We start from the raw sequence: 23,197 nt of genomic DNA, 5'->3' as shown, positions 1-23,197 counted from the left end.
GGACCTCGCCCCCTCTTTTTTATTTGGCTTGTTTCTAGAAGCGGGCGCGGACGCCGACCACCAGGTTACGGCCTCGCTGCGGCGCGACCTCGGCCAGGAAGGAGGCGTGGTTCAGCGCCAGTTCGTCCAGCAGGTTGGTCCCGCGCAGGAAGATCTGCGACTTCACGCCCGCCAGTTCGACGTCATAGGCCACGGTGGCGTTGACCATGTTGTAGCCCGGCGTCTCGCTTTCGAAGGCGGCGATGTCGTTCTGCTTGAAGGTGCGGCTGTATTCCACGTCACCGGACCACGGTCCGGAGAAGGCTTCGGCGCGGACGCCGACGCGGGCGGCGGGGATGCGGGGCAGATTGCCGCCGTCGCCCTTCAGTTCGCCGCGCACATAGTCGCCGAACACCGTGGCCGACAGCCAGGGCGTCAGTTGCTGGCGCACCTCACCCTCGATCCCGGTGAAGGTGGCGTCGGCCTGGCTGTATTGGATCAGGCGGAAGTCCTCGAACTGGTCCAGCGTCCGGGCGAAGATGTAGTCGTCATAGATGTAGTGATAGGCGCTGACCGAGGCGGTGGTGGATCCGGCGGTCTTGCGCAGCGTCAGTTCCAGCGCATTCGCCGTTTCGACGTCGAGGTTCGCGTCGCCCATCTCATAGGTGTTGGTCGCCAGGTGGACGCCGTCGGCATACAGCTCCTGGGCCGAGGGGGCGCGTTGCGAGCGCGACAGCGACACGGCGCCGGTCCAGCCGGGCATGAAGTGCCAGACCGCCGAACCCGAGATCGAGAAGGGCTTGTGCTCGGCGTCCGCCAGGCCCAGGGCCGAGGCCTCCTGCCATTCCTGACGCAGGGCGCCCTCGAAGTGCCAGTCGCCGAGTTCGTATTCCTCCATCACGAACAGGCCGGTGTTCTTGGTCGTGCTGGGGGCCAGGAAGCTCTCCTCGCCGACGGCGGCGAAGTCGCTCTTGCTCAGTTGCAGGCCGACCACGCCCTTGAAGCCGGCGATCTCGCGATGCTGGGCCTCGATGCGGCCGTCATAGCCCTCGTTGGTGAAGGTGGTCGAGACGACGCCTTCTTCCAGTTCCTGATGCTGATAGTCGGTGTAGCCGGCGCGCAGGCGCACGTTCTCGATGCCGGGCAGGGGGGCGCGCAGTTCGCCACGCAGATCGAAGCGGCGGCTCTTCAACCGAACCTCGGGCACACCGTGTTCGCCCTCATGGTCGTGATCGTGGTCGTCGTCCTCGCCCCCATGCGAACCGCAGTGCAGGGTGTCGCCATGGGGGTGGCAGCCTTCGAACTCGTGCTCGTGCCCGGCCAAGCCATAGCGGCTGGTCTGTTCGGTGTAGGCCGCGCCCAGATAGCCGCGCGATCCGATGTAGGAGGCGCCGAGCGTCGCGGTCGAGGTCTCGTTGTAGGAGCCGTCCAGACGCGGCTCGGCCTGGTCGGGCACCTTGTAGTCGTCGGCCTTGCGGGCGGCGGCCTCGACGCGGACGGCGAAGTTGCCGGCGCCGACCGTGGCGCCGACCACGCCGGCTTCTTCATTGTCGACCGAGCCGCGACGGTATTCGACCACGGCCTCGCCGCCCTCAGCCGGGACACGGGTGGGGATCTTCTTGTCCAGCAGGTTGACCGCGCCGCCGATGGCGCCGCCGCCATAGAGAAGCGCGGCCGGGCCGCGCAGGATTTCGATGCCTTCCAGCAGCAGGGGCTCGCCCGAGATGGCGTGGTCGGGCGAGACCTCGGAGGCGTCCATCAGGCCCGCGCCTTCGCTCAGCACCTTGACGCGCGGAGCGGCCTGACCACGCACCACCGGGCGGCTGGCCCCGCCGCCGAAGGTGTCCGAATTGACGCCGGGAATGCCGCTGAGGGTGTCGCCCAGGGTCGACTGGCGACGGTGGACCAGTACGTCGCCGCTCAACAGGGCGACGTGCGAACCGACGTCGTCGCCGGCCCGGCCCAGGGGCAGGGCGCGGACCACGACATCCGCGATCTCGGTCGGCTCATCCTGCTGCGCCGTCTGGACGACGTCGTCAGCGGCGAAGGCGTTGCTGGAGAGGGCGGCGGCCCCGGCGGCGGTCAGCAGGAAGGTTTGAAGTCGCAAGGCACGCATCCCCGTTACAATGTCGCGAACTTGATATGTTATAGTGTATCAGTTCGCAACCGCCGCGCTCGATTTCTTTCCAAGCGGAGCCTTTGGACGACGATCGACGCCTCAGCGTCCGCCCCCGGCGTCTGAGATCGGGGGTTCAAACCGACCGGGATTCAGCGTAGCGGAGCAGACATGACCCAGATTTTCTATGACCGCATCTCCGCTGAACTGGCTGATATCGACGCCCAGGGCCTGACCAAGCCCGAGCGCGTCATCGCCTCGCGTCAGGGGCCGGTGATTTCGGTGAATGGCCGCGATGTCCTGAACTTCTGCGCCAACAACTACCTCGGCCTCGCCGGCGACGAGCGCGTGACCCAGGCGGGCATCAGGGCGATGGAGAAGTGGGGCGCGGGCACGGCCTCGGTCCGCTTCATCTGCGGCACGCTGGAAATCCACAAGGAGCTGGAACGGGCTATCGCCGACTACCTCGGCTTTGAGGACACGATCCTGTTCGCCGCCGCCTTCGACGCCAACGGCGGCATCTTCGAGCCTCTGTTCGGGGCTGAGGACGCCATCGTCTCCGACAGCCTGAACCACGCCTCGATCATCGACGGCGTGCGCCTGTGCAAGGCCAAGCGCTATCGCTTCGCCACCTCGGACATGGCCGACCTGGAGGCCCAGCTGAAGCAGGCCCGGGCCGACGGCGCGCGCGAGATCATCATCGCCACCGACGGCGCCTTCTCGATGGACGGCTATATCGCCAAGCTGAAGGACATCCGGGCCCTGGCCGACCAGTACGGCGCCCTGATCATGGTCGACGACTGCCACGCCACGGGCTTCATGGGCGACAAGGGCCGCGGCTCCTACGCCTACAACGGCGTCGAGGTGGACTTCGTCACCGGCACCTTCGGCAAGGCCCTGGGCGGCGCCATGGGCGGCTTCATCTGCGCCCGCTCCAACGTCGTGGCCCTGCTGAAGCAGCGGGCGCGGCCCTACCTCTTCTCGAACGCCCTGGCGCCCGCTGTCTGCGGCTCGTCGCTGGAGGCCATCCGCATCGCCGCGGGCGAGGAGGGCGACGCCCTGCGCGCCCAGCTGTTCGCCAACGCCGCGCGCTTCCGCTCGGCCATGACGGCGGCGGGCTTCACCCTGCAGCCGGGCGAGCACCCCATCATCCCGGTCATGCTGGGCGACGCCAAGCTGGCGCAGGACATGGCGGCGCGGATGCTGGAACTGGGCGTCTACGTGATCGGGTTCAGCTTCCCGGTGGTGCCGCGCGGTCAGGCCCGCATCCGCACCCAGATGTCGGCGGCGCACACCTTTGAACAGATCGACGCCGCCGTGGCCGCCTTTACTCAGGCGGGCAAGGAGCTGGGGGTCATCTGACCCCCAGTTTGCTTTCGGGCGAACTCAGTCCTTCAGGCTGTCGTCGGCCATGATGACCGACCGGCCTGCGGGGTTGAGCGCAGCCCACAGCAGGACAGCGGCGACCAGCGGCGCCACCGACATGCCGATGTAGCGGCCGATGATGGCGATCTGCGCCATGACGGCGGGCAGGGGCGGCTGATCCAGCGCCTGTCGCGCGCTCGCGCTGGGCGGAGCCAGGGCGGGGTTCAGCTGCGCCGCCAGATCGCCCCAGATCAGGGACGTCAGCGACAGGGTGAACAGCAGCGTCAGGGCAGCGACCGTCACGACCGCCGCCTTGATGGGGCGCGTCGTGCGCGGCGGGGCGGTCAGGAAGGCCAGGGCCAGCGGGAACCCGAGCAGCAGTCGCCGGATCGCCGTCTCCGCGACGTCATAGTTCACGGGAACGCCCCCGCTGGTCAGACGGGTGCCGACAATCCAGCCGCCGTCCGCGCCCACGCCGATCTCGCCCGTCAGTCCGAACAGCCGGAACACCAGGCCCGCCAGTGGCCGCAGCCCGGCCGCCGCCAGATCGGCGCCCCACAGCCACCACGGCGGCAGCAGCAGGATGAACATCCCCAGCGACCACAGGCCGAAGCGACGGCGCGCGGCCTCTTCCGGCGTGCGGGCGCCCAGGGTCTCGAACCAGGCGGCCATCAGGCGGGCTCCTCTGCGGCGGTCTTGGGGGCCTTGCCAGGCTGGCGGCTCTGCCAGCGGGTCCAGAAGAAGAAGACCAGCAGGCCTTCCAGCCCGATCATCGCGTCCCAGACGTAATGGTGGAAGAACTCGAACAGGGATTCAGACCCGCGCGACAGATACAGCAGGCTGATGATCCGCAGCAGGTTGACCAGTTGCAGCGCGAGGACGCCGACGCCGGCGCCGATCAATCCGTCGCGTAGCCGGCCCGGGAAGGCCAGGATGGCGGCGATCAGCAGAGCGCAGACTTCGACCGCATTGCAGCCGGCCAGCACCTGAACCGCGCCGTGTCCGTCGGCGAAGCGCAGGATGTCGCCCTGCGCCAGAACCCGGCTGTCGAACGGCTTCAGCACCAGGGCGCAGATGTCGACCAGCAGCTGGGTGAAGGGCTGGACGAACAGCCGCTCGGCCCACGGCGTGGCCAGGACGCTGAACAGTGTCACGGCCAGTAAGGCGAACAGGCCCAGATACTGGACCGCAGGGGATTTGAAAAAGCGCGGCATGAGCTGGCGAAACGTCCACTGTCGGCGTCGCCGGGCGGAGACCAGCGTCTGGAAGATGTGTCGCTAGCTGATTCACAGGCGCCCGCACAGGCCTGTGCGTCTCAGTGTTATGCGACGGATTGACTGGTGGGCGTGGCGCAAGTTTTCCTTCGGACCGCTTGCGGTCCTCGCCAAGGCGGCCTAGCGGCTGCGTCTGACCTATCAGGAGCATGATCCATGACCGCCACCATGAAGGCCCTGGCCAAGACCAAACCCGGCGTCGGGCTGGAGCTGATTGACGCGCCGATCCCCGTCGCGGGTGACGAGGACGTGCTGATCCGCGTCCACCGCACCGCCGTCTGCGGCACCGACATCCACATCTGGAACTGGGACGAGTGGTCCCAGAAGAACGTGCCGGTGCCGATGATCACCGGCCACGAGTTCGCCGGCGAGATCGTCGCCATCGGCAAGGATGTGGATCGCCGCCTCAAGATCGGCCAGCGCGTCTCGGCCGAGGGGCACGTCATCGACCTGAACTCCGAAGCGGCCCGCGCCGGCCACTTCCACCTGGACCCCGACACGCGCGGCATCGGCGTGAACCGTCAGGGCGCCTTCGCCGAGTTCGTGGTGGCCCCGGCCTTCAACGTCATCGAGCTGCCCGACGACGTGCCCTATGAGATCGGCTCGATCCTGGACCCCTTCGGCAACGCCGTGCACACGGCGCAGCAGTTCGATCTGCTGGGCGAGGACGTGCTGGTCACGGGCGCCGGTCCCATCGGCATGATGGCCGCCGCCGTGGCGCGCCACGCGGGCGCCCGCACCGTGGTCCTGACCGATATCAACGACTTCCGTCTGGAACTGGCGCAAAAGGTTGCGCCGGGCGTGCGCACGGTGAACACCACCAAGGAGGACCTGCGCGACGTCATGCATGAGCTGGGCCTCAAGGTCGGCTTCGACGTGGCGCTGGAGATGTCGGGCTCGCCCATCGCCTTCAAGCAGTGCGTCGACACCCTGATCATGGGCGGCGGCATGGCCCTGCTGGGCATTCCGTCGAAGCCGATGGAGACGGACTGGGGCACGATCATCCTGAAGGCCCTGACCATCAAGGGCGTCTATGGCCGCGAGATGTTCACCACCTGGCGCAAGATGCTGGGCCTGCTGAAGGCCGGTCTGGACCTGTCGCCGCTGATCACCCACCAGATGCCCTATCAGGACTTCGAGCGGGGCTTCGAGGCCATGCGCTCGGGCCAGTCGGGCAAGGTGGTTCTGAACTGGGACAAGGCGTAACCGCCCGACGCCCGATGATTTCGGCCCCCTGACCGCAAGGCAGGGGGCCTTTTCGTATCAGGCGATGGCTGCGCGCGATCCGGTGGCGCGGAAGACGATGATCGCAAACAGCACCATGCCCAGCAGGATCACCAGGCCCGATAGGGCCAGAACGGGCTGGGCCAGGGCCAGGGCCGGTTGATACTGGATCAGCACGACTGGAAGGCTGGGGACCATCATCACCACGCCCGTCACGGCGACCCAGAAATGCGCCCAGGCCAGCCTGCCCCGCCCGGCCTGCGGCACGACGCGATAGAACAGACCGTAGATCGACATCGACACCCAGCCCAGCAGGTTCAGGTGGGCGTGGGCGCTGTCGGTCGAATGATCATGGGTCGCGCCCATGACGTTGCCCCAGATCATGCCGATCAGGGCGGCCACGACGGCAAGGCGCAGGAAGATGTTCGACAGGGTCATATGATCGCTCCGGTTTCGGGCGCGGCTTGCCGCATAAATAACACCGGTCTATCGTTTATCCAATCTGCAATGCCGTAAGCGTCCGCATCAGCGCCTTGTCAAAGCCTGTCCCTTGGACCCGGGCAGCGCGGCATGATCTCCGGCCTCGACATGCGCGGATGCCGAGGGTTCCGCTATTCGACTTGACCGCAGGCGCGAGGCGGGAGACGAGCGGGCATGAATTATCGCCACAGCTTTCACGCCGGAAACTTCGCCGACCTGGTCAAGCACGCCCTGGTCCTGTGGCTGCTGAAGGAGCGGCAGGAACAGGGGTCTGTCACCGTCATCGACACCCATGCGGGCGCGGGCCTCTATGACCTGTCGGGCGACGGGGCGCGGTCCAGGGAGGCCGAGGCGGGCGTGGCGCGGCTGATGACCGCCGAGGACCGGCCGCCGCTGATCGAGGCGCTGGCGGCCGAAGTGGCGGCCCTGAACCCGGACGGCGGCGCGCGCTTCTATCCGGGTTCGCCGCTGCTGATCGCGCGCGCTTTGCGTGACGGCGACCGCTACCTGGGCTTCGAGTTCAATCCCCCCGTGCAGGAGATGCTGGCCGAGGCCCTGGCTGACTGGCCCGCCGCCGAGGGGCGTGAAGGCGACGGCTATGTCGAGGCGCTGAAGGCGGCGCGCGGGGCGAAGGGGCCGCTGGTCCTGATCGACCCGCCGTTCGAGCGGCCCGACGACTATGTCCGCTCGGCCGAGACCGCCGCCGCCATCGTCCGCCATGATCGCACCGCGACCGTGGCCATCTGGACCCCGCTGAAGGACATGGAGACCTTTGACGGCTTCATCCGCCGTCTGGAGGAGGCGAAGGTCGGGCGGGTGCTGGTCGCCGAGGCGCGGCTGCGCCCGTTGAACAACCCGATGAAGATGAACGGCTGCACCATGACGGTGGTCAATCCGCCCTCGGGCGCGGAGGCGGCGGCGGGGGAAATCTGCGGCTGGGTGGCGGCGACCCTGGGCGATGCGGGCGCGCGGGCCGAGGTCTGGCGCGCAGGTTAGGCCTCCACGACCTCGCCTGGTTCGTAGAGGTGAGGCTCGAAGGTGGCGATGGCCAGGATCGGCTCCATCGCGGCCATGACTGCAGGATGGCGCGTCATGGCCTTCCATTCCGAGGCTCCGGCCCAGATGGCATGATTGGCGACAACGCGACCGTTCAGGCCTCGATGCAGGGTCGCCGAGACGAAGCCGGGCAGGGCGCGCTGCACCTGCGCCAGGGCCGTCAGGTGCTCGATCAGATCCTCCTGACGGCGCGCGTCGCACTTGAAGATATTGATCAGGACGACCGGAGAATTGGCGTTCGCGTCGGCGGTCATGAAGGGCGGCCTCGTTGCAATCGCCTGACTTCTACCCCAATCCAGAGACAGACGCTTCCTTCTCCCCGCTGGAAAACGCCGAAATGACTCGTATCGCCATTCTGGAAACCGGCCACCCGCCCGAACATCTGCGGGACGCCTTTGACGACTATCCCGCGCGCTTCCGCGCCCTGCTGGGCGAGAACGTGCCGACGACGCGGTTCGACGTGCAGTCGGGGCACCTTCCGGAAGATCCGTCCGTCTATACCGGCGTCATCGTCACCGGCTCGGCGGCGGGGGTCTATGACGACCTGCCGTGGATTGCCCCTCTGGTGGACTGGCTGCGGGCGGCGCGAGGCAAGACCCGGCTGCTGGGCATCTGCTTCGGCCATCAGGTCCTGGCCCATGCCTTTGGCGGCAAGGTCGAGAAGTCGCACAAGGGCTGGGGCGTCGGCCTGCATCGCTACGATGTCGTCAGCCGTGAGCCCTGGATGCATCCGCGGGCGCCCTCTATCGCCATTCCCGTGTCGCATCAGGATCAGGTGGTCGCGGTCGCGCCGGATACGCGGGTGATCGCGTCGTGCGAGTTCACACCCTACGCCGGTCTGGCCTGGGGCGAGGACGCCATCAGTTTCCAGTGCCACCCGGAGTTTCAGCCGGCCTACGCCGCCGCCCTGATCGAGGGGCGGCGCGGTGATCGTATTCCGCACGATCTGGCGGACGAGGCCCTGTTGAGCCTGGAAGGCGCCAACGACCGCGCCGTGCTGACGGCCTGGATTCGCGCCTATCTGCTGCTGACCCCGCCGCCGGTGGAGGGCGACGGCAGCGGCATCTGAAGCCCCGGCGGGCGACCCGCCTCATTGCGCGGCGCTAAACCTTGTTCAACTTATGGCGTGCAAGGCTGATGCGTTCAGTCTGGAAACGTCATGTCTTCACTCAGAGTCGCGGGCATCGCGGCTGCCGCATTATTGTTCAGCGGAGCGGCGACGGTGGAGGCCGCGCCGGGCGAGCGTTCGGTTGTCGATCTCGCCCAGGCGCTAGAGCAGCGCGCGGCCAGGACGAATTTCGCCAAGTTGGAAGCCTTCGGAATGGAGGCGTACAAGCGCCGCGACCGCGAGGGGCTGAACCGTCTCTATCATGTGACCTGGACGATCTTGAATCAGGGCGAGTTCGAGCGCGCGGCGGTCTGGAACCGGCGCCTTGAGCAAAAGGCGCGGGCGCAGCACGACCAACGCTATGTTCAGATCGCCCATCTGAACGCCCTGACGGCGCGCTATGATCAGGGTGATCTGACGGTCGACGCCGAACTGAGCCGGATCGCCGAGACGACCGGCGACTGGTTCGTGAAGGCGCATGCGTCTCGCTTGGCCGCCTTGAGCCTGATGGATCAGGATCGCGTCGGGGAGGGGTTGAAGCTGCTGACCCTGGCCGAAGCCGAGATCCCCGCAGACGATCCCTTCGCCGACACGGCGCACGCCGGCCTGTGGGAGGTGACCGGCATGGGGCTGATGAAGCTGAATGACGTGGTCGGCGCGGCCATGGCCTTTCAGCGCTTCGAGATCGAGTTTTCCAATCCAGACTATCCGCGGCCGGATTTCGACAGTCTTTACAATCTGACCAAGATGGCGGTGCAGGTGGGGGATCTGACGGGGGCGCAACGCTACTACGCCGCCCATCATCGCCTGACGCAGCGTGCGGGGCTGGAAAGCCTGGCGGTCTATGACGCCGGCCTATGCGCCGTCGTGGCGGACGCCCGGCAGGAGCCGCAAGAGGTCCTGGCCTGTCTTGAGCCCTATGGCGAAAGCCTGGGCGCCGCCGCCTTTCTGGCGCTGGAGGTCCTGCCGCTGCGGGCGGTCGCCCGGGCGCGCACGGGGCAATTGGACGCCGCGCGCCGGGATCTCGAAGCACTGCGGCGGCTGGATGTCGAGGGCGGGGTCGATTCCCACGTCGCCCTGGTCCAGGCCGAACTGCTGTTCGCCAGCGGGCGGGCGTCCGAGGCCTATGAGGTGCTGCGCACCTATGAACGCAACCGCGAGGTTTCGGCCGCGCAGCGTTTCAGCTCGGGCATCCGTCAGGTCACGGGGGACATGCAGGAGCAGTTGGCCGAGCGGCGGCGTCAGCTGGAAACCGCCCGCGCCAACACTGAACTTCAGCGGACGGTGATCCGCTGGCAGAACTGGATCGTCGGCATCGGCGTGGTCTTCATGCTGTCGGCGCTGCTGACGCTCCTGTGGCAAAGGCGCCAGGCCAAGCAGCTTCGCAGCGCTCGGTTCAGGGCGGAAGAGGCCAATCGCGCCAAGAGCGAGTTCCTGGCCAACATGAGCCACGAAATCCGCACGCCGCTGAACGGCGTCGTGGCCATGGCCGACGCCCTCAGCCAACGCAATCTGGCGCCCGAAGAGCATGAAATGGCCGAGGTGATCCGTTCGTCCGGCGTCACCCTGGAGCGGCTGCTCTCGGATATTCTGGACAGCGCCCGCATCGAGTCCGGTCAGGTGACGATCGAACAGGCGCCCTTCCATCTGGGCCGGGCCGTCCATGACGTGATCGCCCTGTGGCGCGTGCCGGCGGGAGAGAAGGGGGTGGCCCTGGTCGCAGACGTCCACCCGTCGCTGCATGCCGTGGTGGAAGGCGACGCCGTGCGCGTTCGCCAGATCCTGACCAACCTGGTCAGCAACGCCCTGAAGTTCACGGTCGAGGGCGAGGTGAGCCTCAAGGTCGAGCCGGCCGAGGAGGGGCGCGTCCGCTTCACCATCAGGGATACCGGCGTCGGTTTCGACGACGAGCAGAAGGCCCGCATCTTTGGGCGGTTCCAGCAGGCGGACGGCTCGATCACCCGGCGCTTCGGCGGAACGGGGCTGGGCCTGGCCATTTCGCGTGAACTGGCGGCCCTGATGGGCGGGACGCTGGAGTGCGACAGCACGCCGGGGCAGGGCGCCGCCTTCTGGTTCGAAATCCCTCTGCCGCCCGCGGAGAGCGGGCAGGAGGCGGCAAGGGAGATTGCGCCCGAGGTCGATGTCCGGGCGCGGCCCCTGAGCGTGCTGCTGGCCGACGACCACCCCGCCAACCGCAAGGTGATCGAGGTCATGCTGTCGGCGACGGCGATGGATCTGATAGCGGTCGAGGACGGGCGTCAGGCCCTGGACGCCTTCACGCGCGGCGACTTCGACCTGGTGCTGATGGACATGCAGATGCCGGTGATGGACGGACTGACCGCCACCGCCGCCATTCGCGCCTTCGAGGCGCAGAATGGGCGTACGCCGACGCCCATTCTGATGCTGACCGCCAACGCCATGGCCGAGCACGTCGAGGCGGGGCGGGCGGCGGGCGCAGACGGCCACCTGACCAAGCCGCTGACCCTCGCGGCCCTGTTCGACGGCATCGCCCGCGCGATGGCCCAGGGCGAGCGCGCCAAGGTGGCCTGAGGGGGTTAGGCCGTCGTCAGGGCCACTTCACCACGGGCGGCATGGAGCTGAGGATCGACTCGACGTTGCCGCCGGTCTTCAGCCCGAACATGGTGCCGCGGTCGTACAGCAGGTTGAACTCGACGTAGCGGCCGCGCCGGATCAGCTGTTCCTCGCGCTCCTCGGGCGTCCAGGCCTCGGTCATGCGGCCTGAGACGATCCTGGAATAGACGTCGAGGAAGGCCTTGCCGACGTCCTGGGTGAAGGCGAAGTCGCGTTCCCAGTCGCCGCTGTCGTGGTGGTCGTAGAAGATGCCGCCGGTGCCGCGCGGTTCGTTGCGGTGGGGCAGGAAGAAGTACTCGTCGCACCACTGCTTGTACTTGGCGTGCCAAGCCGGGTCATAGGCGTCGCAGACGCCCTGCATCGCCGCGTGGAAGGCCTCGGTGTCCGGGTGGTCCTGACGGCGGTCCGCGTCCAGCACCGGCGTCAGGTCGCCGCCGCCGCCGAACCAGGTCTTGGTGGTCGAGATCAGGCGGGTGTTCATGTGCACCGCCGGGACGCGCGGGCTGACCGGGTGGCAGATCAGACTGATGCCGGTGGCGTAGAAGCGCGGGTCCTCCTCGGCGCCGGGCACGTTCCTGGCGTAGTCGGCGGGGAAGGTTCCGTGGACGGTCGAGCAGTGGACGCCGACCTTTTCGAACAGGCGGCCGTGCATCATGCCCATGACGCCGCCGCCGCCCTCCTGGCGGTCCCAGGGCGTGCGCACGAAGCGGCCCGGTTCGCCGGGGAAGAGGTCGGCGGGGGCGGCGTCTTCCAGGGCCTCGAAACCGGCGTGAATCTGATCACGCAGGGTTTCGAACCAGACGCGGGCGCGCTCGCGATGCTCGACCATCAGGGTAGGGGCAGCTTGGATCATCAGGGCTTCAACCATGACGGACGGCCTTTGTGAACTGTCAGGGGTGCCGCTTGATGCGCCGTGTCGTCGCGTGGGGCCTTGATCCAGATCAGACCCGGTTCCCATGCCGCGCCGCCTGTGCCAGCGTGGCCTTATCAGTTTTGAGGGGACATCATGATCCGCACCGCCTTGCTCGCCGCCGTTTCGCTCGCCGTTCTGGCCGGACCCGCCATGGCTCAGCAGGTAAGCGCCGACGCCGCGGGGCCGGAGCGGGTGCGTCAGATCCTGCGCCGCACGCCGTTGATTGATGGTCACAACGACCTGCCCTGGGCCTTGAGGCAGGGCTTTGGGAACGATCCGTATCGTGTTGATCTGGCGATCAATCTGGATGCCTCGTCCGACCTGCACACGGACATTCCGCGCCTGCGCGCCGGGGGCGTCGGCGGTCAGTTCTGGTCGGTCTATGTCCCCGCCAGCCTGGAGCCGGTCGAGGCGGTCAAGGCCACCTTCGAGCAGATCGACACGGTCAAGCGCATCGCCGCCGCCTACCCCTCGGTGTTCGAGATCGCGACCACCGCCGACGACATCAGCCGCATCCACAAGGCGGGCCGCATCGCCAGCCTGATCGGCATGGAGGGCGGCTACTCCATCGACGATTCCCTGGGGCTGCTGCGCGAGTTTTACGATTCGGGCGCGCGCTACATGACGCTGACCCACTCCAAGACCACGACCTGGGCCGACAGCGCCACGGATGCGCCCAAGTGGGGCGGCCTGTCGCCCTTCGGCGAGCAGGTGGTCAAGGAGATGAACCGTCTCGGCATGATGGTGGACCTGAGCCACGTCTCCGAGGAGACGATGACCGACGCGATCCGCGTCTCGACGGCCCCGGTGATCTTCTCGCACTCGTCGGCGCGGGCGGTGACGGGCCATGCGCGCAACGTGCCGGACGCCGTGCTGCGTCAGATGCCGGCCAACGGCGGCATCGTCATGGTGACATTCGTTCCGGGCTTCATCAGCGAGGCCGTGCGCGCTTCGGGCGCCGCGCGCGGGGCCGAGATGACGCGGCTGACGGCTCTGAACCCCGGCGATCCTGCGGCGGTCAAGGCGGGCATGGAGGCCTTCATCGCCGCCAACCCCGCGCCCAAGGCGACGCTGGACGACGTGGTGGCTCACATCCAGCACGTTCGCGACGTGGCCGGGATCGATCATGTCGGCCTGGGCGGCGATTTTGACGGGGTGGACAGCCTGCCTGTGGGGGTCGAGGGCGTGGACGCCTATCCGCGCATCCTGGCCGAACTGATGCGTCGCGGCTGGTCCGAGGCCGACATTCGCAAACTGGCGGGCGAGAATCTGCTGCGGACCATGCGCGGCGTCGAGCGCGCGGCCACGGCCCAGCGTGGCGAGCGCCCCAACTTGGCGCAACTGCCGAACGACGGCGCGCCGGACTAGGGGCGGATATTTTCCCTCCCCATGAAGGGGAGGGAGGCTGTCAGCGGACCGGCAACTCGCCCAACTGCCTCAGCCCTTCCCACAGGGCGATGCCGGCGCTGACCGACAGGTTCAGCGAGCGCGTTTCCGGGCGGATGGGGATGAAGACCCGGGCGTCGGCGGTGTCATGGACGTAATCCGGCGCGCCGGCGCTTTCCTTGCCGAACAGCAGGGTGTCGTCCGGACGGAATTCGAAATTCGTCAGGGGCGTCGCCCCCTTCGTCGTGAACAGCACCAGGCGACCGCCCGGGCGGTCGCGCAGGAAGGCGTCCCAGTCGGCGTGGCGGGTCATGTGGCTGAGCGGACCGTAGTCCAGCGCCGCGCGCTTCATGGCGCGGTCGTCAAAGCGGAAGCCTGTCGGCTCGATCACGTGCAGATCCACGCCGAAACAGGCACTCTGGCGGATGCAGGCGCCCACATTCTGCGGGATGTCAGGTTGAAAAAGGGCGAGACGCATTCTAAGGCCGTCATACGCGCGGGGCGGGGTCTTGTCGCGGTCTTTGTTGCGACTGTTTCGCAAGTTGTGTCAGCAACTTGCATCGACAGCCGTAATCGCAGGGCCGCCGGCAACTTCTGCCGTTCCGCAAGGACGATCCATGCCGACGACTATCCCCTTCCGGGGCGGGCGATCGGGAGTGCAGAGGTGAGAGCGTGGCCGAATCGGTCGTGAATGCTGAAGGGCCTGATGGCCAACACGGGGGCGGCGACGCCACCCGCCGCGATTTCATCCACATCGCCGCCGGCGCCGCCGCAGTCGGTGCGGGCGTGATGGTGGCCTGGCCGCTGATCAACCAGATGAACCCCGCCGCCGACACCCTGGCCCTGGCGTCGATCGAATTCGATCTGACCAAGGTTCAGGAAGGCCAGCAGGTCGTCATCAAATGGCAGGGCAAGCCGGTCTTCGTGCGCTATCGCACCCCCGCCGAGCTGAAGCGCGTCGTCGCCGACGATCATTCTTCGGATCTGAAGGATCCGCAGACGGACGCCGAGCGGACCAAGCCGGGCCATGAGAAATATCTGGTCGTCATCGGTTCGTGCACCCACCTGGGCTGCGTCCCAACCTTCGGTTCGGGCGACTACGGCGGCTGGTTCTGCCCCTGCCACGGTTCGCACTACGACGCCTCGGGCCGTATCCGTAAGGGACCGGCGCCGATCAACCTGGTGGTGCCGAACTACGAATATATGTCCGACACCCGCGTCAAAATCGGCTGAGGACGGACAGAGGACCCATGAGCGATCACGAATCCACCTACGTCCCGAAGACCGCTTTTGAGCGGTGGATGGACACCCGCCTGCCGATCATCCGTTTCGGCATGGACTACGCCAACCTGCCGACCCCCCGGAACCTGAACTACTGGTGGACCTTCGGCGGCATCCTGGCCCTGTGCCTGATGACGCAGATCATCACCGGCATCGTTCTGGCCATGCACTATACGCCGAACACGGCCCTGGCCTTTGAATCGGTCGAGCGCATCATGCGCGACGTCAACGGCGGCTGGCTGATCCGCTATGTGCACGCCAACGGCGCGTCGATGTTCTTCATCGCCGTCTACCTGCACATGCTGCGAGGTCTCTACTACGGCTCCTACAAGGCGCCGCGCGAGATGATCTGGATCGTCGGCTGCCTGATCTTCTTCCTGATGATCGCCACCGCCTTCCTGGGCTACGTCCTGCCCTGGGGCCAGATGTCCTTCTGGGGCGCTGAGGTCATAACCAACCTGATCGGCGCCATTCCGGTCATCGGCGAGCCGGTCCTGATCTGGCTGCGCGGCGGCCCGGCGATCGACAACGCCACGCTGAACCGCTTCTTCTCGCTGCACTACCTGCTGCCGTTCGTCATCGCCGGCTGCGTGGTGCTGCACCTGTGGGCCCTGCACGCCGCCGGTCAGAACAACCCGGTCGGCATCCTGATCCCGAAGGACCGCGAGAAGAAGGACATGCTGCCCTTCCACCCGTACTTCACGGTCAAGGACGGCTTTGCGATCATCCTCTTCCTGATCCTGTTCGCGGTCTTCGTCTTCTATCAGCCGAACGCCCTGGGCCACGCCGACAACTACATTCCGGCCAACCCGCTGCAGACCCCGGCCCACATCGTCCCGGAATGGTACATGCTGCCGTTCTACGCGATCCTGCGCGCCATCCCCGACAAGTTCGGCGGCGTGGTGGCCATGTTCGGCGCCATCGGCGTGCTGTTCGTCCTGCCCTGGCTGGACACGTCCAAGGTGCGCTCGATGCGCTACCGCCCGACGATGCGCACCTGCTTCATCATCTTCCTGTTCGTGTGCTTCGGCCTCGGCTGGTGCGGTGGTCAGTTGCCGGACGCCCCGGTCATCCCGGGCATGCCCAGCTTCACCCTGTTCGACGGTCAGCTGAACTCCTACCTGTGGCTGACGCGCCTGTTCACGGCCTACTACTTCATCTTCTTCCTGGTGCTGATGCCGTTCCTCGGCCTGCGCGAGAAGCCGCTGCCGGTCCCGGCGACGATTTCCGAGCCGGTCCTGTCGGGCGACGCCGAGCAGAAGGGCTGAGCGCGATGATTTCCAACGAGAAGAAAACCGTGTCCGTGCGCAAGATCCTCGTCACCCTGACGGCCGCTCTGGGCCTGGTCGCCGTCGCCGCTCCGGCGATGGCCGCCGGCGGCGCCAAGCATCCGCGCAGCGGCGGCTTCAGCTTCGAGGGGCCGTTCGGCACCTATGATCAGGGCCAGCTGCAGCGCGGCTACAAGGTCTACAAGGAAGTCTGCGCCTCGTGCCACGGCATGAACCTGGTGCATTTCCGTAACCTGGGCGACAAGCACGGGCCGTTCTGGAACCCGGAATATCCGAACCCGAACGACAACCCGGTCGTGAAGGCTCTGGCCAAGGAAGTTCAGGTCCCGGACATCGACAGCGAGACGGGCGAGGCGCTGATGCGCGACGCCACCACCGCCGACAAGTTCCCGAACCCCTATCCGAACGCCACGGCGGCGGCTGCCGCCAACGGCGGCGCGGCTCCGCCTGACCTGTCGGTCATGGCCAAGGCCCGTCACGACGGCGCCAACTACATCTACTCGCTGCTGTCGGGTTACGGCGCTCCGCCCAAGGGTCTGAAGATGACCTCGGCGCAGCACTACAACCCCTATATGGCCGGCGACCTGACCCCGTTCTGGGAAGGCGAGGGCCACGCCCCTCCGGGCGGCTTCATCGCCATGCCCGCGCCGCTCCGCGACGGCCAAGTCACCTATGACGACGGCACCAAGGCCAGCGTCGATCAGATGGCCAAGGACGTCGCCGCCTTCATCGCCTGGACTTCCGAGCCCAAGGCGACCGAGCGCAAGCAGACGGGCTTTGGCGTGATCATCTTCCTGCTGCTGTTCGCAGGGATCACCTACGCCAGCTACCGCCGCATCTGGAAGGGCGTTGCCCACTAAGGGTGATGCACCTTCGAGGCGAGATGACCCGCCGGAGCGATCCGGCGGGTTTTTTCATGTCCGATTGCCTTGGCTGAAAAAGTGCTTTACATGACAAAGTCAAAGGGAGATTTGCTGATGAAGCCGTTCGCCTGTCTGGTGCTTTCCGCCGTCCTTCTGGCCGCTGTTCCTGTCGCGGCCCATGCCCAGATGCCCGCCTCGCCCAACGGCAGCGAGGCCCAGCGCGCGGCTATAGATCGGCTAGGTTTTCTGGATGGGGAATGGCGCGGCGAGGCGACCATCCACGGCCCCGCCGGACCCATGACCCTGACCCAGACGGAACGTGTCGGTTCGATGTTGGGCGGCTCGATCAAGGTCATCGAGGGCCGAGGTTACGCCGCCGACGGCTCGACCCTGTTCAACGCCATGGCCACGGTTTCATGGGATGCCCGCGCCGGCCGCTATGGCTTCAGGTCCTACGCCCAGGGCTATTCGGGCGACTATGCCTTTGAAGTCACCGATAATGGCTTCCGCTGGGAGACGCCGGCCGGTCCCAATGCGAAGATGCAGTATGTGGCCGTGGTGCTTGATGGAACCTGGCACGAGGTCGGCACCCTGGTGGCCGAGGGCCAGCCGCCGCGCCAGATGATCGAGATGCGGCTGACCCGGATCGGCGATACCGATTGGCCGGCGGGCGGGGCGGTTGATCCGACGCCCTGAGCGCCGGCATCCGCCGCATCGACACGACGGATTTCGGCCGATAGGGTCCGGGCCTCTGATTTGGTTGAGGGGTCTGTCTCCATGCGTTTGATGTCGTCCGCCGCCGTCCTGATCTTCGCCGCCTCGCTCGCGGCCTGCGCCACCAGCGGGGAGGGCGCAAACGCGCCCGTCGTCGCCCAGTTCGACGCGGCGCGCATCTCGCAGGACATCAAGGTTCTGGCGGACGACAGCTTCGAAGGGCGCGGCATCGCCACCCCGGCCGAGGCCAAGGTCGTCGACTACCTGAGCCGCCAGTATGCGGCGGCGGGCTTTGCGCCGGGCGGCGAGAACGGCGGCTGGACCCAGTCGGTCGCGCTGAACCGCTTCACCGTCTCCAACGTCAGCGGTCAGATCAAGGTCGGCGACTGGACGCAGGCCCTGGCCCAGGGCCAGCAGGCCACCATCACCACGCGCCTGCCCGGCAACGGCGTCGACCTGCGCGGCAAGCCGCTGGTCTTCGTCGGCTACGGCACCAACGCGCCCGAGCGCGGCTGGAACGATTTCAAGACCGACGTGCGCGGCAAGGTCATCGTCGTCCTGGTCAACGACGCCGACTTCGAGGAGCCGGCGCTGAACACCTTCGGCGGCGAGGCCATGACCTACTACGGCCGCTGGACCTACAAGTACGAGGAGGCCGCCCGTCAGGGCGCGGCGGGCGTGCTGATCGTCCACGAGACCAAGCCCGCCTCCTACGGCTGGACCACCGTGGCCAACTCCTGGTCCGTGCCGCAGTTCGACATCGTACGTCAGAACCCCTCGGCCGAGCGCGTGCCGATGGAGGCCTGGATCCAGCGCGATGTGGCCGTGGACCTGTTCCGCCACGCCGGGCTCGATTTCGAGCAGGAGAAGATCAAGGCCCGCAGCCGCGATTTCCGGCCGGTGGAACTGGCGGGCGCGACCATCGACGCCAAGTTCGACGTGAAGACCGACCGCATCACCACCCACAACGTCGTGGCCAAGCTGGAGGGCGCGAGCCACCCGAACGAGACCATCCTCTACACCGGCCACTGGGACCACATCGGCATGGGCGAGCCGGACGCCAACGGCGACCGGATCTTCAACGGCGCGGTGGACAACGCCTCGGGCACGGCGGGGCTGCTGGAGCTGGCGCGCGCCTTCGCCGCCGGGCCGCGTCCGCAGCGGTCGATCGTCATGATCAGCTTCACCGGTGAGGAAAGCGGACTGCTCGGCTCGGAGTTCTACGCCGCCAATCCGCTCTATTCGCTGGAGACCACGGTCGCCGGCTTCAATTTGGATGCGACCAACGTCCTGGGCCGGATGAGCAAGCTGGGCGTCACCGGCTACGGCCAGTCTGATCTGGACGAGCGCGTCATTGCCCTGGCGGCCGCCCAGGGACGCGGCTTCCAGGGCGACGCCAGCGCCGGAGCGGGCATCTACTTCCGGTCGGATCACTTCCCCCTGGCCAAGCGCGGCGTGCCGATGGGCTATCTGTCCTCGACCGGCGACTTTGTGGACGAGCCGATCGCGCCGCGTCTGGCCGCAGCCGCTGAATACCGCGCCAACCGCTATCACCAGGCCGCCGACGAGTGGGAGCCGAACTGGGACTATAGCGGCATGATCCAGGATCTTTCGGTCGTCTTCCAGGCCGGTCAGGCTCTGGCCAACAGCCGCGACTGGCCGCAGTGGAAGCCGGGTTCGGAGTTCGGTCCGGCGCGCACGGTCAGCGACGCGCGCCGCAAATAGGCCGAGGCTGATCGGCCTTCGCTGAATATGACAAAACATTAAGGGGCGGCTCCGCAGGGGGCCGCCCTATTGTTTTTGCGAAACGCCCCGGGGGAGGGTGAAGGAGACACCATGCATCGTCGGTTCATCAGCGGCGTCGCCGCCGCAGCCCTTCTGCTTGTCGCTGGTTCGGCCGCGGCGCAGGACTTTTCGGCCCAGCGCCTGTCGGACGAGATCCGCACCATCAGCGCTGACGACTTCCAGGGCCGCTATCCAGGCACGGACGGCGAGAAGAAGACGCTGGACTGGCTGCAGGCCCAGTATGAGGCCATGGGCCTGGCGCCCGGCGGTCCGAACGGCCAATGGCTGCAGGTCATCGACCTGCTGCGCTACACCCCCGTCGCTGACGCCGCCAAGGCCAGCTGGACCGGCGCAGACGGTCAGGTCCATGTCCTGACGCCCGGAACCGACATCACCCTGCGGGCGGTCAGCAACGACGGCAAGGCGGCGATCGCCAACGCAGGGGTCGTCTTCGTCGGCCACGGCATTTACGCGCCCGAGCGCGGCTGGGACGACTACGGCGATCTGGACGTGACGGGCAAGGTCGTTCTCGTCGTCGGCGGCGAGCCGGACGGCGACCTGTTCAACGGGCCTTACGCCACCAACTATCAGTCCGGCGCCTACAAGGCGGACGAGGCCAAGCGCCGTGGCGCCCTCGGCGTCATCACCGTGTCGAAGGCCGCAGCAAGCGACACCGCCTGGACCCGGATGGCGCAGGGCAATGGCCGCACCCGCACCCTGACGCCTGGCGCAGCCGACCTCGAGTTCTCGGGCACGATCAACGCCGACACGGCCAAGGCCCTGGGCCTGGATATCGCTGAACTGGCGCCGCGCGCCGCGACCGGCGATTTCCGCGCCTTCGCCGTGCCCGGCGTGACCCTGTCGGTCGAGACGGCCGAGACCATCGACACCCTGCGCACCCACAACCTGCTGGCCAGGATTCCGGGCGCCAAGCGTCCGAACGAGACCATCATCTATTCGGCCCACTGGGACCACGTCGGCGTCAACGAGCACGCCGCCGGCGACGACAAGATCTTCAACGGCGCCTGGGACAACGCTTCGGGCACCATCGGCGTGCTGGAGATGGCGCGTCAGCTGAAGGCGGCGCCCGCGCCGGACCGCACCATCGTCTTCGCCCACATGGCGGCCGAGGAAATGGGTCTGCTGGGCGCCTACGCCTATGCCGCCGATCCGGTCTATCCGCTGGAGACGACGGTGGCCGACATCAACATCGACATGCTGCCGCTGTCGGGGCCGACCCGCGACGTGCCGATCTTCGGCAAGGGCCAGAACAGCCTGGAAGACGACCTTCAGGCCCTGGCCGAGAAGGAAGGCCGCTATGTCTCTGACGACGGGCAGCCGGAGCAGGGCTTCTACTACCGTTCCGACCACTTCCCCTTCGCCCGGGCGGGCGTGCCGGCCTTGATGCCGTGGCACGGCGTGGACTGGGTGGACGGCGGCAAGGAGGCCGGTCTGGCGGCGTGGAAGGCCAAGTTCGGCGCCGACTATCACAAGCCGACCGATGAATGGTCCGCCGACTGGGACCTGCGCTCGGCGGTCGAGAACCTGACGCTGCTGTACCGACTGGGCCTGCAACTGGCCAACAGCGACACATGGCCGACCTGGAAGCCGACATCCGAGTTCGGCCAGGTGCGAGCCGCCAGCGACGCGGCGCGGCGATAATGCGGCACCTCGGGTTTCAGGCTTTGGCGGTTTCGTTCAGGCGCAAGCCCTTCAGCACCTTGCTCGCGGTCATAGCCGTGATGGTCGCTGTTCGGCTTTTGGGCGAGTTCGCTGCGGGTTTTATCGACGGACTGGTCGTGGGCTTCACCGACGCCGCCTGATCGTCAGCGCGGCTCCCACATGGAAAGGCCCTCCGCCTGTCGCCGGGCGGAGGGCCTTTTCTGTTCCTCGGAGGCGAGGAACGCCTGCTTAGTTGTTGAACAGGAAGTGCATCACGTCGCCGTCCTTGACGACATAGGCCTTGCCTTCGGCGCGCATCTTGCCGGCTTCCTTGGCGCCCGCTTCGCCCTTCAGCGCGACATAGTCGTCGAAGGCGATGGTCTCGCCGCGGATGAAGCCCTTTTCGAAGTCGGTGTGGATCACGCCGGCGGCCTGGGGGGCGGTGGCGCCGACCGGGATGGTCCAGGCGCGGGCTTCCTTGGGACCGACCGTGAAGTAGGTCTGCAGGCCCAGCAGCTTGTAGGCCTCGCGGATCAGGCGGTTCAGGCCGGGCTCTTCCAGACCCAGGGTCTCGAGGAACTCCTTCTGCTCCTCGTCGTCCAGGACGGCGATTTCCGACTCGATCTGGGCCGAGATGACCACCGAGTTGGCGTGGTCCTCGGCGGCGCGCTTGGCGACCAGGGCCGACAGGTCGTTGCCCTTGTCGGCCGAGCCTTCCTCGACGTTGGCGACGTAGAGGGCGGGCAGGGCCGTCAGCAGTTGCAGCATGTCCCAGGCCTTCTTGTCCTCCTTGGACACCTCGGCCAGACGCGCGGGCTTGCCGTCGCGCAGCTTCTCCAGCGCGGCGTCGATCAGCTTCAGCGTCAGCTGGGATTCCTTGTCGCCGCCCTTGGCGCGCTTCTCGACCTGAACGCGACGGCGCTCCAGGCTCTCGAGGTCGGCCAGCATCAGCTCGGTCTCGATGATCTCGAGGTCCGAGATCGGGTCGATGCGGTTCTCGACGTGGGTGATGTCGTCATCGACGAAGCAGCGGGCGACGAAGGCCACGGCGTCGCAGTCGCGGATGTTGGCCAGGAACTGGTTGCCCAGGCCCTCGCCCTTGGACGCGCCGCGCACCAGGCCGGCCACGTCGACGAAGGTGATCCGCGCGGGGATGATTTCCTTCGAACCGGCGATCTCCGCCAGCGTGTTCAGACGGGCTTCCGGCACGGCCACGTCGCCGGTGTTCGGCTCGATGGTGCAGAACGGATAGTTGGCGGCCTGGGCCGCCGCCGTCTTGGTCAGGGCGTTGAACAGGGTGGACTTGCCGACGTTGGGCAGGCCGACGATCGCGACTTTAAGAGCCATGGGATTCCTCGTGAGCGCGAGCCTTTAGCGGGTTCGGGCCTGTTTGTCAGGTGCGGCGGTGTCTGAACCCTCTCCGTTGGGAGAGGGCTTGAGCCTCCAAGAGCGAAGCGATTGGAAAAGGCGAAAGGGTGAGGGGCTACCCTGCAAGTCGGCGGGAGCCGTGGCGCGGCGGCTTGCGCCGACTGCTGCCGGCAACCCTCACCCTTTCGCGAAAGAACGTTCGCTTCGCTCTCGTGCGCTCAAGCCCTCTCCCATCGGGAGAGGGAAGGCTGCTGCTACTCCTCGGAATCCACCACCGGCGGCTGCTTGATCGCCGCGTGGACGCCGATGGCCGGGGCCTTCTCGAACGTCAGGGTGAAGGAGGCCACGCCGCCGTCGACCAGCGGATCGCGCAGGCCCATCAGCATGATGTGGGTCGAGCCGGGCTTCAGCTCGACCTTCTGACCGGCGGGCAGGGGCAGGCCGTCCTTCAGCTCGCCCATGCTCATGACGCCGTTCTCCATCTTCATCTCATGGATCTGGGCGCTATCGGCCAGAGCGGTCGAGACGCTGAGCAGCCGGTCGTCCGAGCCCGCCGTCAGGGTGACGTAGCAGCCGCCGACCTTGGCCCCGTTCGGCGTCGGGCGGCACCAGGCGTCGGCGACCGTGATGGTTCCGGGCGCGGCGGCGGTTTCAGCGGGCTTGTCCGCGGGCTGGCCGCAGGCGGTCAGCGCGAGGGCGCCGAGGGCGCTGAGGATCAGGGTGTGTTTGGTCATCATGGTTC

General features: G+C 67.2%; 22 protein-coding genes. 13 read left to right on the top strand and 9 right to left on the bottom strand.

Features of this window, described 5'->3' with window-relative positions; translation table 11 throughout:
- Positions 1 to 34 precede the first annotated feature (34 nt).
- The gene (locus AC3IS2_RS09615) at positions 35 to 2,095 is read right to left on the bottom strand and encodes a TonB-dependent receptor (RefSeq protein ID WP_489197467.1); all 2,061 of its coding nucleotides are present in this window, start codon (positions 2,093 to 2,095) and stop codon (positions 35 to 37) included.
- 171 nt (positions 2,096 to 2,266) lie between these two features.
- On the opposite strand from AC3IS2_RS09615, the gene AC3IS2_RS09610 reads away from it, so the two are divergent.
- A complete protein-coding gene (locus AC3IS2_RS09610) occupies positions 2,267 to 3,457 on the top strand; it encodes a glycine C-acetyltransferase (protein ID WP_489197466.1) in 1,191 nt (396 codons plus the stop codon).
- 24 nt (positions 3,458 to 3,481) lie between these two features.
- On the opposite strand, the gene AC3IS2_RS09605 is transcribed toward AC3IS2_RS09610, so the two are convergent.
- Together AC3IS2_RS09605 and xrtH are read right to left on the bottom strand one after the other, a co-directional pair.
- Positions 3,482 to 4,132 (bottom strand): exosortase H-associated membrane protein, encoded by a 651-nt coding sequence (locus AC3IS2_RS09605; protein ID WP_489197464.1) that lies wholly within the window; start codon positions 4,130 to 4,132, stop codon positions 3,482 to 3,484.
- Entirely contained in the window at positions 4,132 to 4,674 is a 543-nt protein-coding gene (xrtH, locus tag AC3IS2_RS09600) for an exosortase H (RefSeq protein ID WP_489197462.1), read from the bottom strand. The genes AC3IS2_RS09605 and xrtH overlap by 1 nt, the downstream gene beginning before the upstream one ends.
- A gap of 216 nt (positions 4,675 to 4,890) precedes the next feature.
- Here xrtH and tdh point away from each other — a divergent pair, with 216 nt between their 5' ends.
- Complete coding sequence (gene tdh, locus AC3IS2_RS09595; protein ID WP_489197461.1) at positions 4,891 to 5,940, top strand: L-threonine 3-dehydrogenase; 1,050 nt, start codon at positions 4,891 to 4,893, stop codon at positions 5,938 to 5,940.
- A 57-nt stretch (positions 5,941 to 5,997) separates the two neighbouring features.
- On the opposite strand, the gene AC3IS2_RS09590 is transcribed toward tdh, so the two are convergent.
- Positions 5,998 to 6,396 (bottom strand): hypothetical protein, encoded by a 399-nt coding sequence (locus AC3IS2_RS09590; RefSeq protein WP_489197459.1) that lies wholly within the window; start codon positions 6,394 to 6,396, stop codon positions 5,998 to 6,000.
- Between the two features lie 216 nt (positions 6,397 to 6,612).
- Between AC3IS2_RS09590 and rlmJ the strand changes: the two genes are divergently transcribed.
- Complete coding sequence (rlmJ, locus tag AC3IS2_RS09585; protein WP_489197458.1) at positions 6,613 to 7,434, top strand: 23S rRNA (adenine(2030)-N(6))-methyltransferase RlmJ; 822 nt, start codon at positions 6,613 to 6,615, stop codon at positions 7,432 to 7,434.
- Here the strand turns inward: rlmJ and AC3IS2_RS09580 are convergent.
- Positions 7,431 to 7,748 (bottom strand): antibiotic biosynthesis monooxygenase family protein, encoded by a 318-nt coding sequence (locus AC3IS2_RS09580; RefSeq protein WP_489197457.1) that lies wholly within the window; start codon positions 7,746 to 7,748, stop codon positions 7,431 to 7,433. The genes rlmJ and AC3IS2_RS09580 overlap by 4 nt on opposite strands.
- 83 nt (positions 7,749 to 7,831) lie before the next feature.
- Here AC3IS2_RS09580 and AC3IS2_RS09575 point away from each other — a divergent pair, with 83 nt between their 5' ends.
- Entirely contained in the window at positions 7,832 to 8,563 is a 732-nt protein-coding gene (locus AC3IS2_RS09575) for a type 1 glutamine amidotransferase (RefSeq protein WP_489197455.1), read from the top strand.
- 90 nt (positions 8,564 to 8,653) lie between these two features.
- Positions 8,654 to 11,152, top strand: coding sequence for a hybrid sensor histidine kinase/response regulator (locus AC3IS2_RS09570; RefSeq protein WP_489197454.1), 2,499 nt, complete (start codon positions 8,654 to 8,656; stop codon positions 11,150 to 11,152).
- A gap of 16 nt (positions 11,153 to 11,168) precedes the next feature.
- Here the strand turns inward: AC3IS2_RS09570 and hemF are convergent, their stop codons facing one another.
- Positions 11,169 to 12,023 (bottom strand): oxygen-dependent coproporphyrinogen oxidase, encoded by an 855-nt coding sequence (gene hemF / locus AC3IS2_RS09565; protein ID WP_489200138.1) that lies wholly within the window; start codon positions 12,021 to 12,023, stop codon positions 11,169 to 11,171.
- Between the two features lie 177 nt (positions 12,024 to 12,200).
- Between hemF and AC3IS2_RS09560 the strand changes: the two genes are divergently transcribed.
- Positions 12,201 to 13,475, top strand: coding sequence for a dipeptidase (locus tag AC3IS2_RS09560; RefSeq protein WP_489197452.1), 1,275 nt, complete (start codon positions 12,201 to 12,203; stop codon positions 13,473 to 13,475).
- Positions 13,476 to 13,515: 40 nt separating this feature from the next.
- On the opposite strand, the gene AC3IS2_RS09555 is transcribed toward AC3IS2_RS09560, so the two are convergent.
- The gene (locus tag AC3IS2_RS09555) at positions 13,516 to 13,971 is read right to left on the bottom strand and encodes a tRNA (cytidine(34)-2'-O)-methyltransferase (RefSeq protein ID WP_489197450.1); all 456 of its coding nucleotides are present in this window, start codon (positions 13,969 to 13,971) and stop codon (positions 13,516 to 13,518) included.
- A 194-nt stretch (positions 13,972 to 14,165) separates the two neighbouring features.
- On the opposite strand from AC3IS2_RS09555, the gene petA reads away from it, so the two are divergent.
- The 7 genes from petA (at position 14,166) to AC3IS2_RS09520 (ending at position 21,248) form a co-directional block, all read left to right on the top strand.
- Positions 14,166 to 14,726: a ubiquinol-cytochrome c reductase iron-sulfur subunit gene (gene petA / locus AC3IS2_RS09550; protein WP_489197449.1), complete on the top strand. Its 561-nt coding sequence runs from the start codon at positions 14,166 to 14,168 to the stop codon at positions 14,724 to 14,726.
- A gap of 17 nt (positions 14,727 to 14,743) precedes the next feature.
- Entirely contained in the window at positions 14,744 to 16,042 is a 1,299-nt protein-coding gene (locus tag AC3IS2_RS09545) for a cytochrome b (RefSeq protein WP_489197448.1), read from the top strand.
- A gap of 5 nt (positions 16,043 to 16,047) precedes the next feature.
- Positions 16,048 to 16,923, top strand: coding sequence for a cytochrome c1 (locus AC3IS2_RS09540; RefSeq protein ID WP_489197447.1), 876 nt, complete (start codon positions 16,048 to 16,050; stop codon positions 16,921 to 16,923).
- 117 nt (positions 16,924 to 17,040) lie between these two features.
- The gene (locus tag AC3IS2_RS09535; protein ID WP_489197446.1) at positions 17,041 to 17,622 is read left to right on the top strand and encodes a DUF1579 domain-containing protein; all 582 of its coding nucleotides are present in this window, start codon (positions 17,041 to 17,043) and stop codon (positions 17,620 to 17,622) included.
- Between the two features lie 81 nt (positions 17,623 to 17,703).
- The gene (locus AC3IS2_RS09530) at positions 17,704 to 19,365 is read left to right on the top strand and encodes a M28 family metallopeptidase (protein WP_489197445.1); all 1,662 of its coding nucleotides are present in this window, start codon (positions 17,704 to 17,706) and stop codon (positions 19,363 to 19,365) included.
- Positions 19,366 to 19,476: 111 nt separating this feature from the next.
- Positions 19,477 to 21,087 carry a M28 family peptidase gene (locus AC3IS2_RS09525; RefSeq protein WP_489197444.1) on the top strand — a complete coding sequence of 537 codons (1,611 nt, stop codon included), beginning with the start codon at positions 19,477 to 19,479 and terminating at the stop codon, positions 21,085 to 21,087.
- Positions 21,087 to 21,248, top strand: a complete 162-nt coding sequence (locus AC3IS2_RS09520; protein ID WP_489197443.1) for a hypothetical protein — start codon at positions 21,087 to 21,089, stop codon at positions 21,246 to 21,248. Before AC3IS2_RS09525 ends, AC3IS2_RS09520 begins: the two co-directional genes overlap by 1 nt.
- Before the next feature lie 88 nt (positions 21,249 to 21,336).
- Here the strand turns inward: AC3IS2_RS09520 and ychF are convergent, their stop codons facing one another.
- Positions 21,337 to 22,434, bottom strand: a complete 1,098-nt coding sequence (gene ychF, locus AC3IS2_RS09515) for a redox-regulated ATPase YchF (protein WP_489197442.1) — start codon at positions 22,432 to 22,434, stop codon at positions 21,337 to 21,339.
- Between the two features lie 275 nt (positions 22,435 to 22,709).
- Complete coding sequence (locus tag AC3IS2_RS09510; RefSeq protein ID WP_489197441.1) at positions 22,710 to 23,189, bottom strand: copper chaperone PCu(A)C; 480 nt, start codon at positions 23,187 to 23,189, stop codon at positions 22,710 to 22,712.
- Between the last annotated feature and the right edge of the window lie 8 nt (positions 23,190 to 23,197).

Source organism: Brevundimonas sp. KH_025 (genome assembly GCF_057839885.1).
Note: the sequence above shows the minus strand (reverse complement) of the source record. Positions and strands in the feature narration are given on the sequence as shown.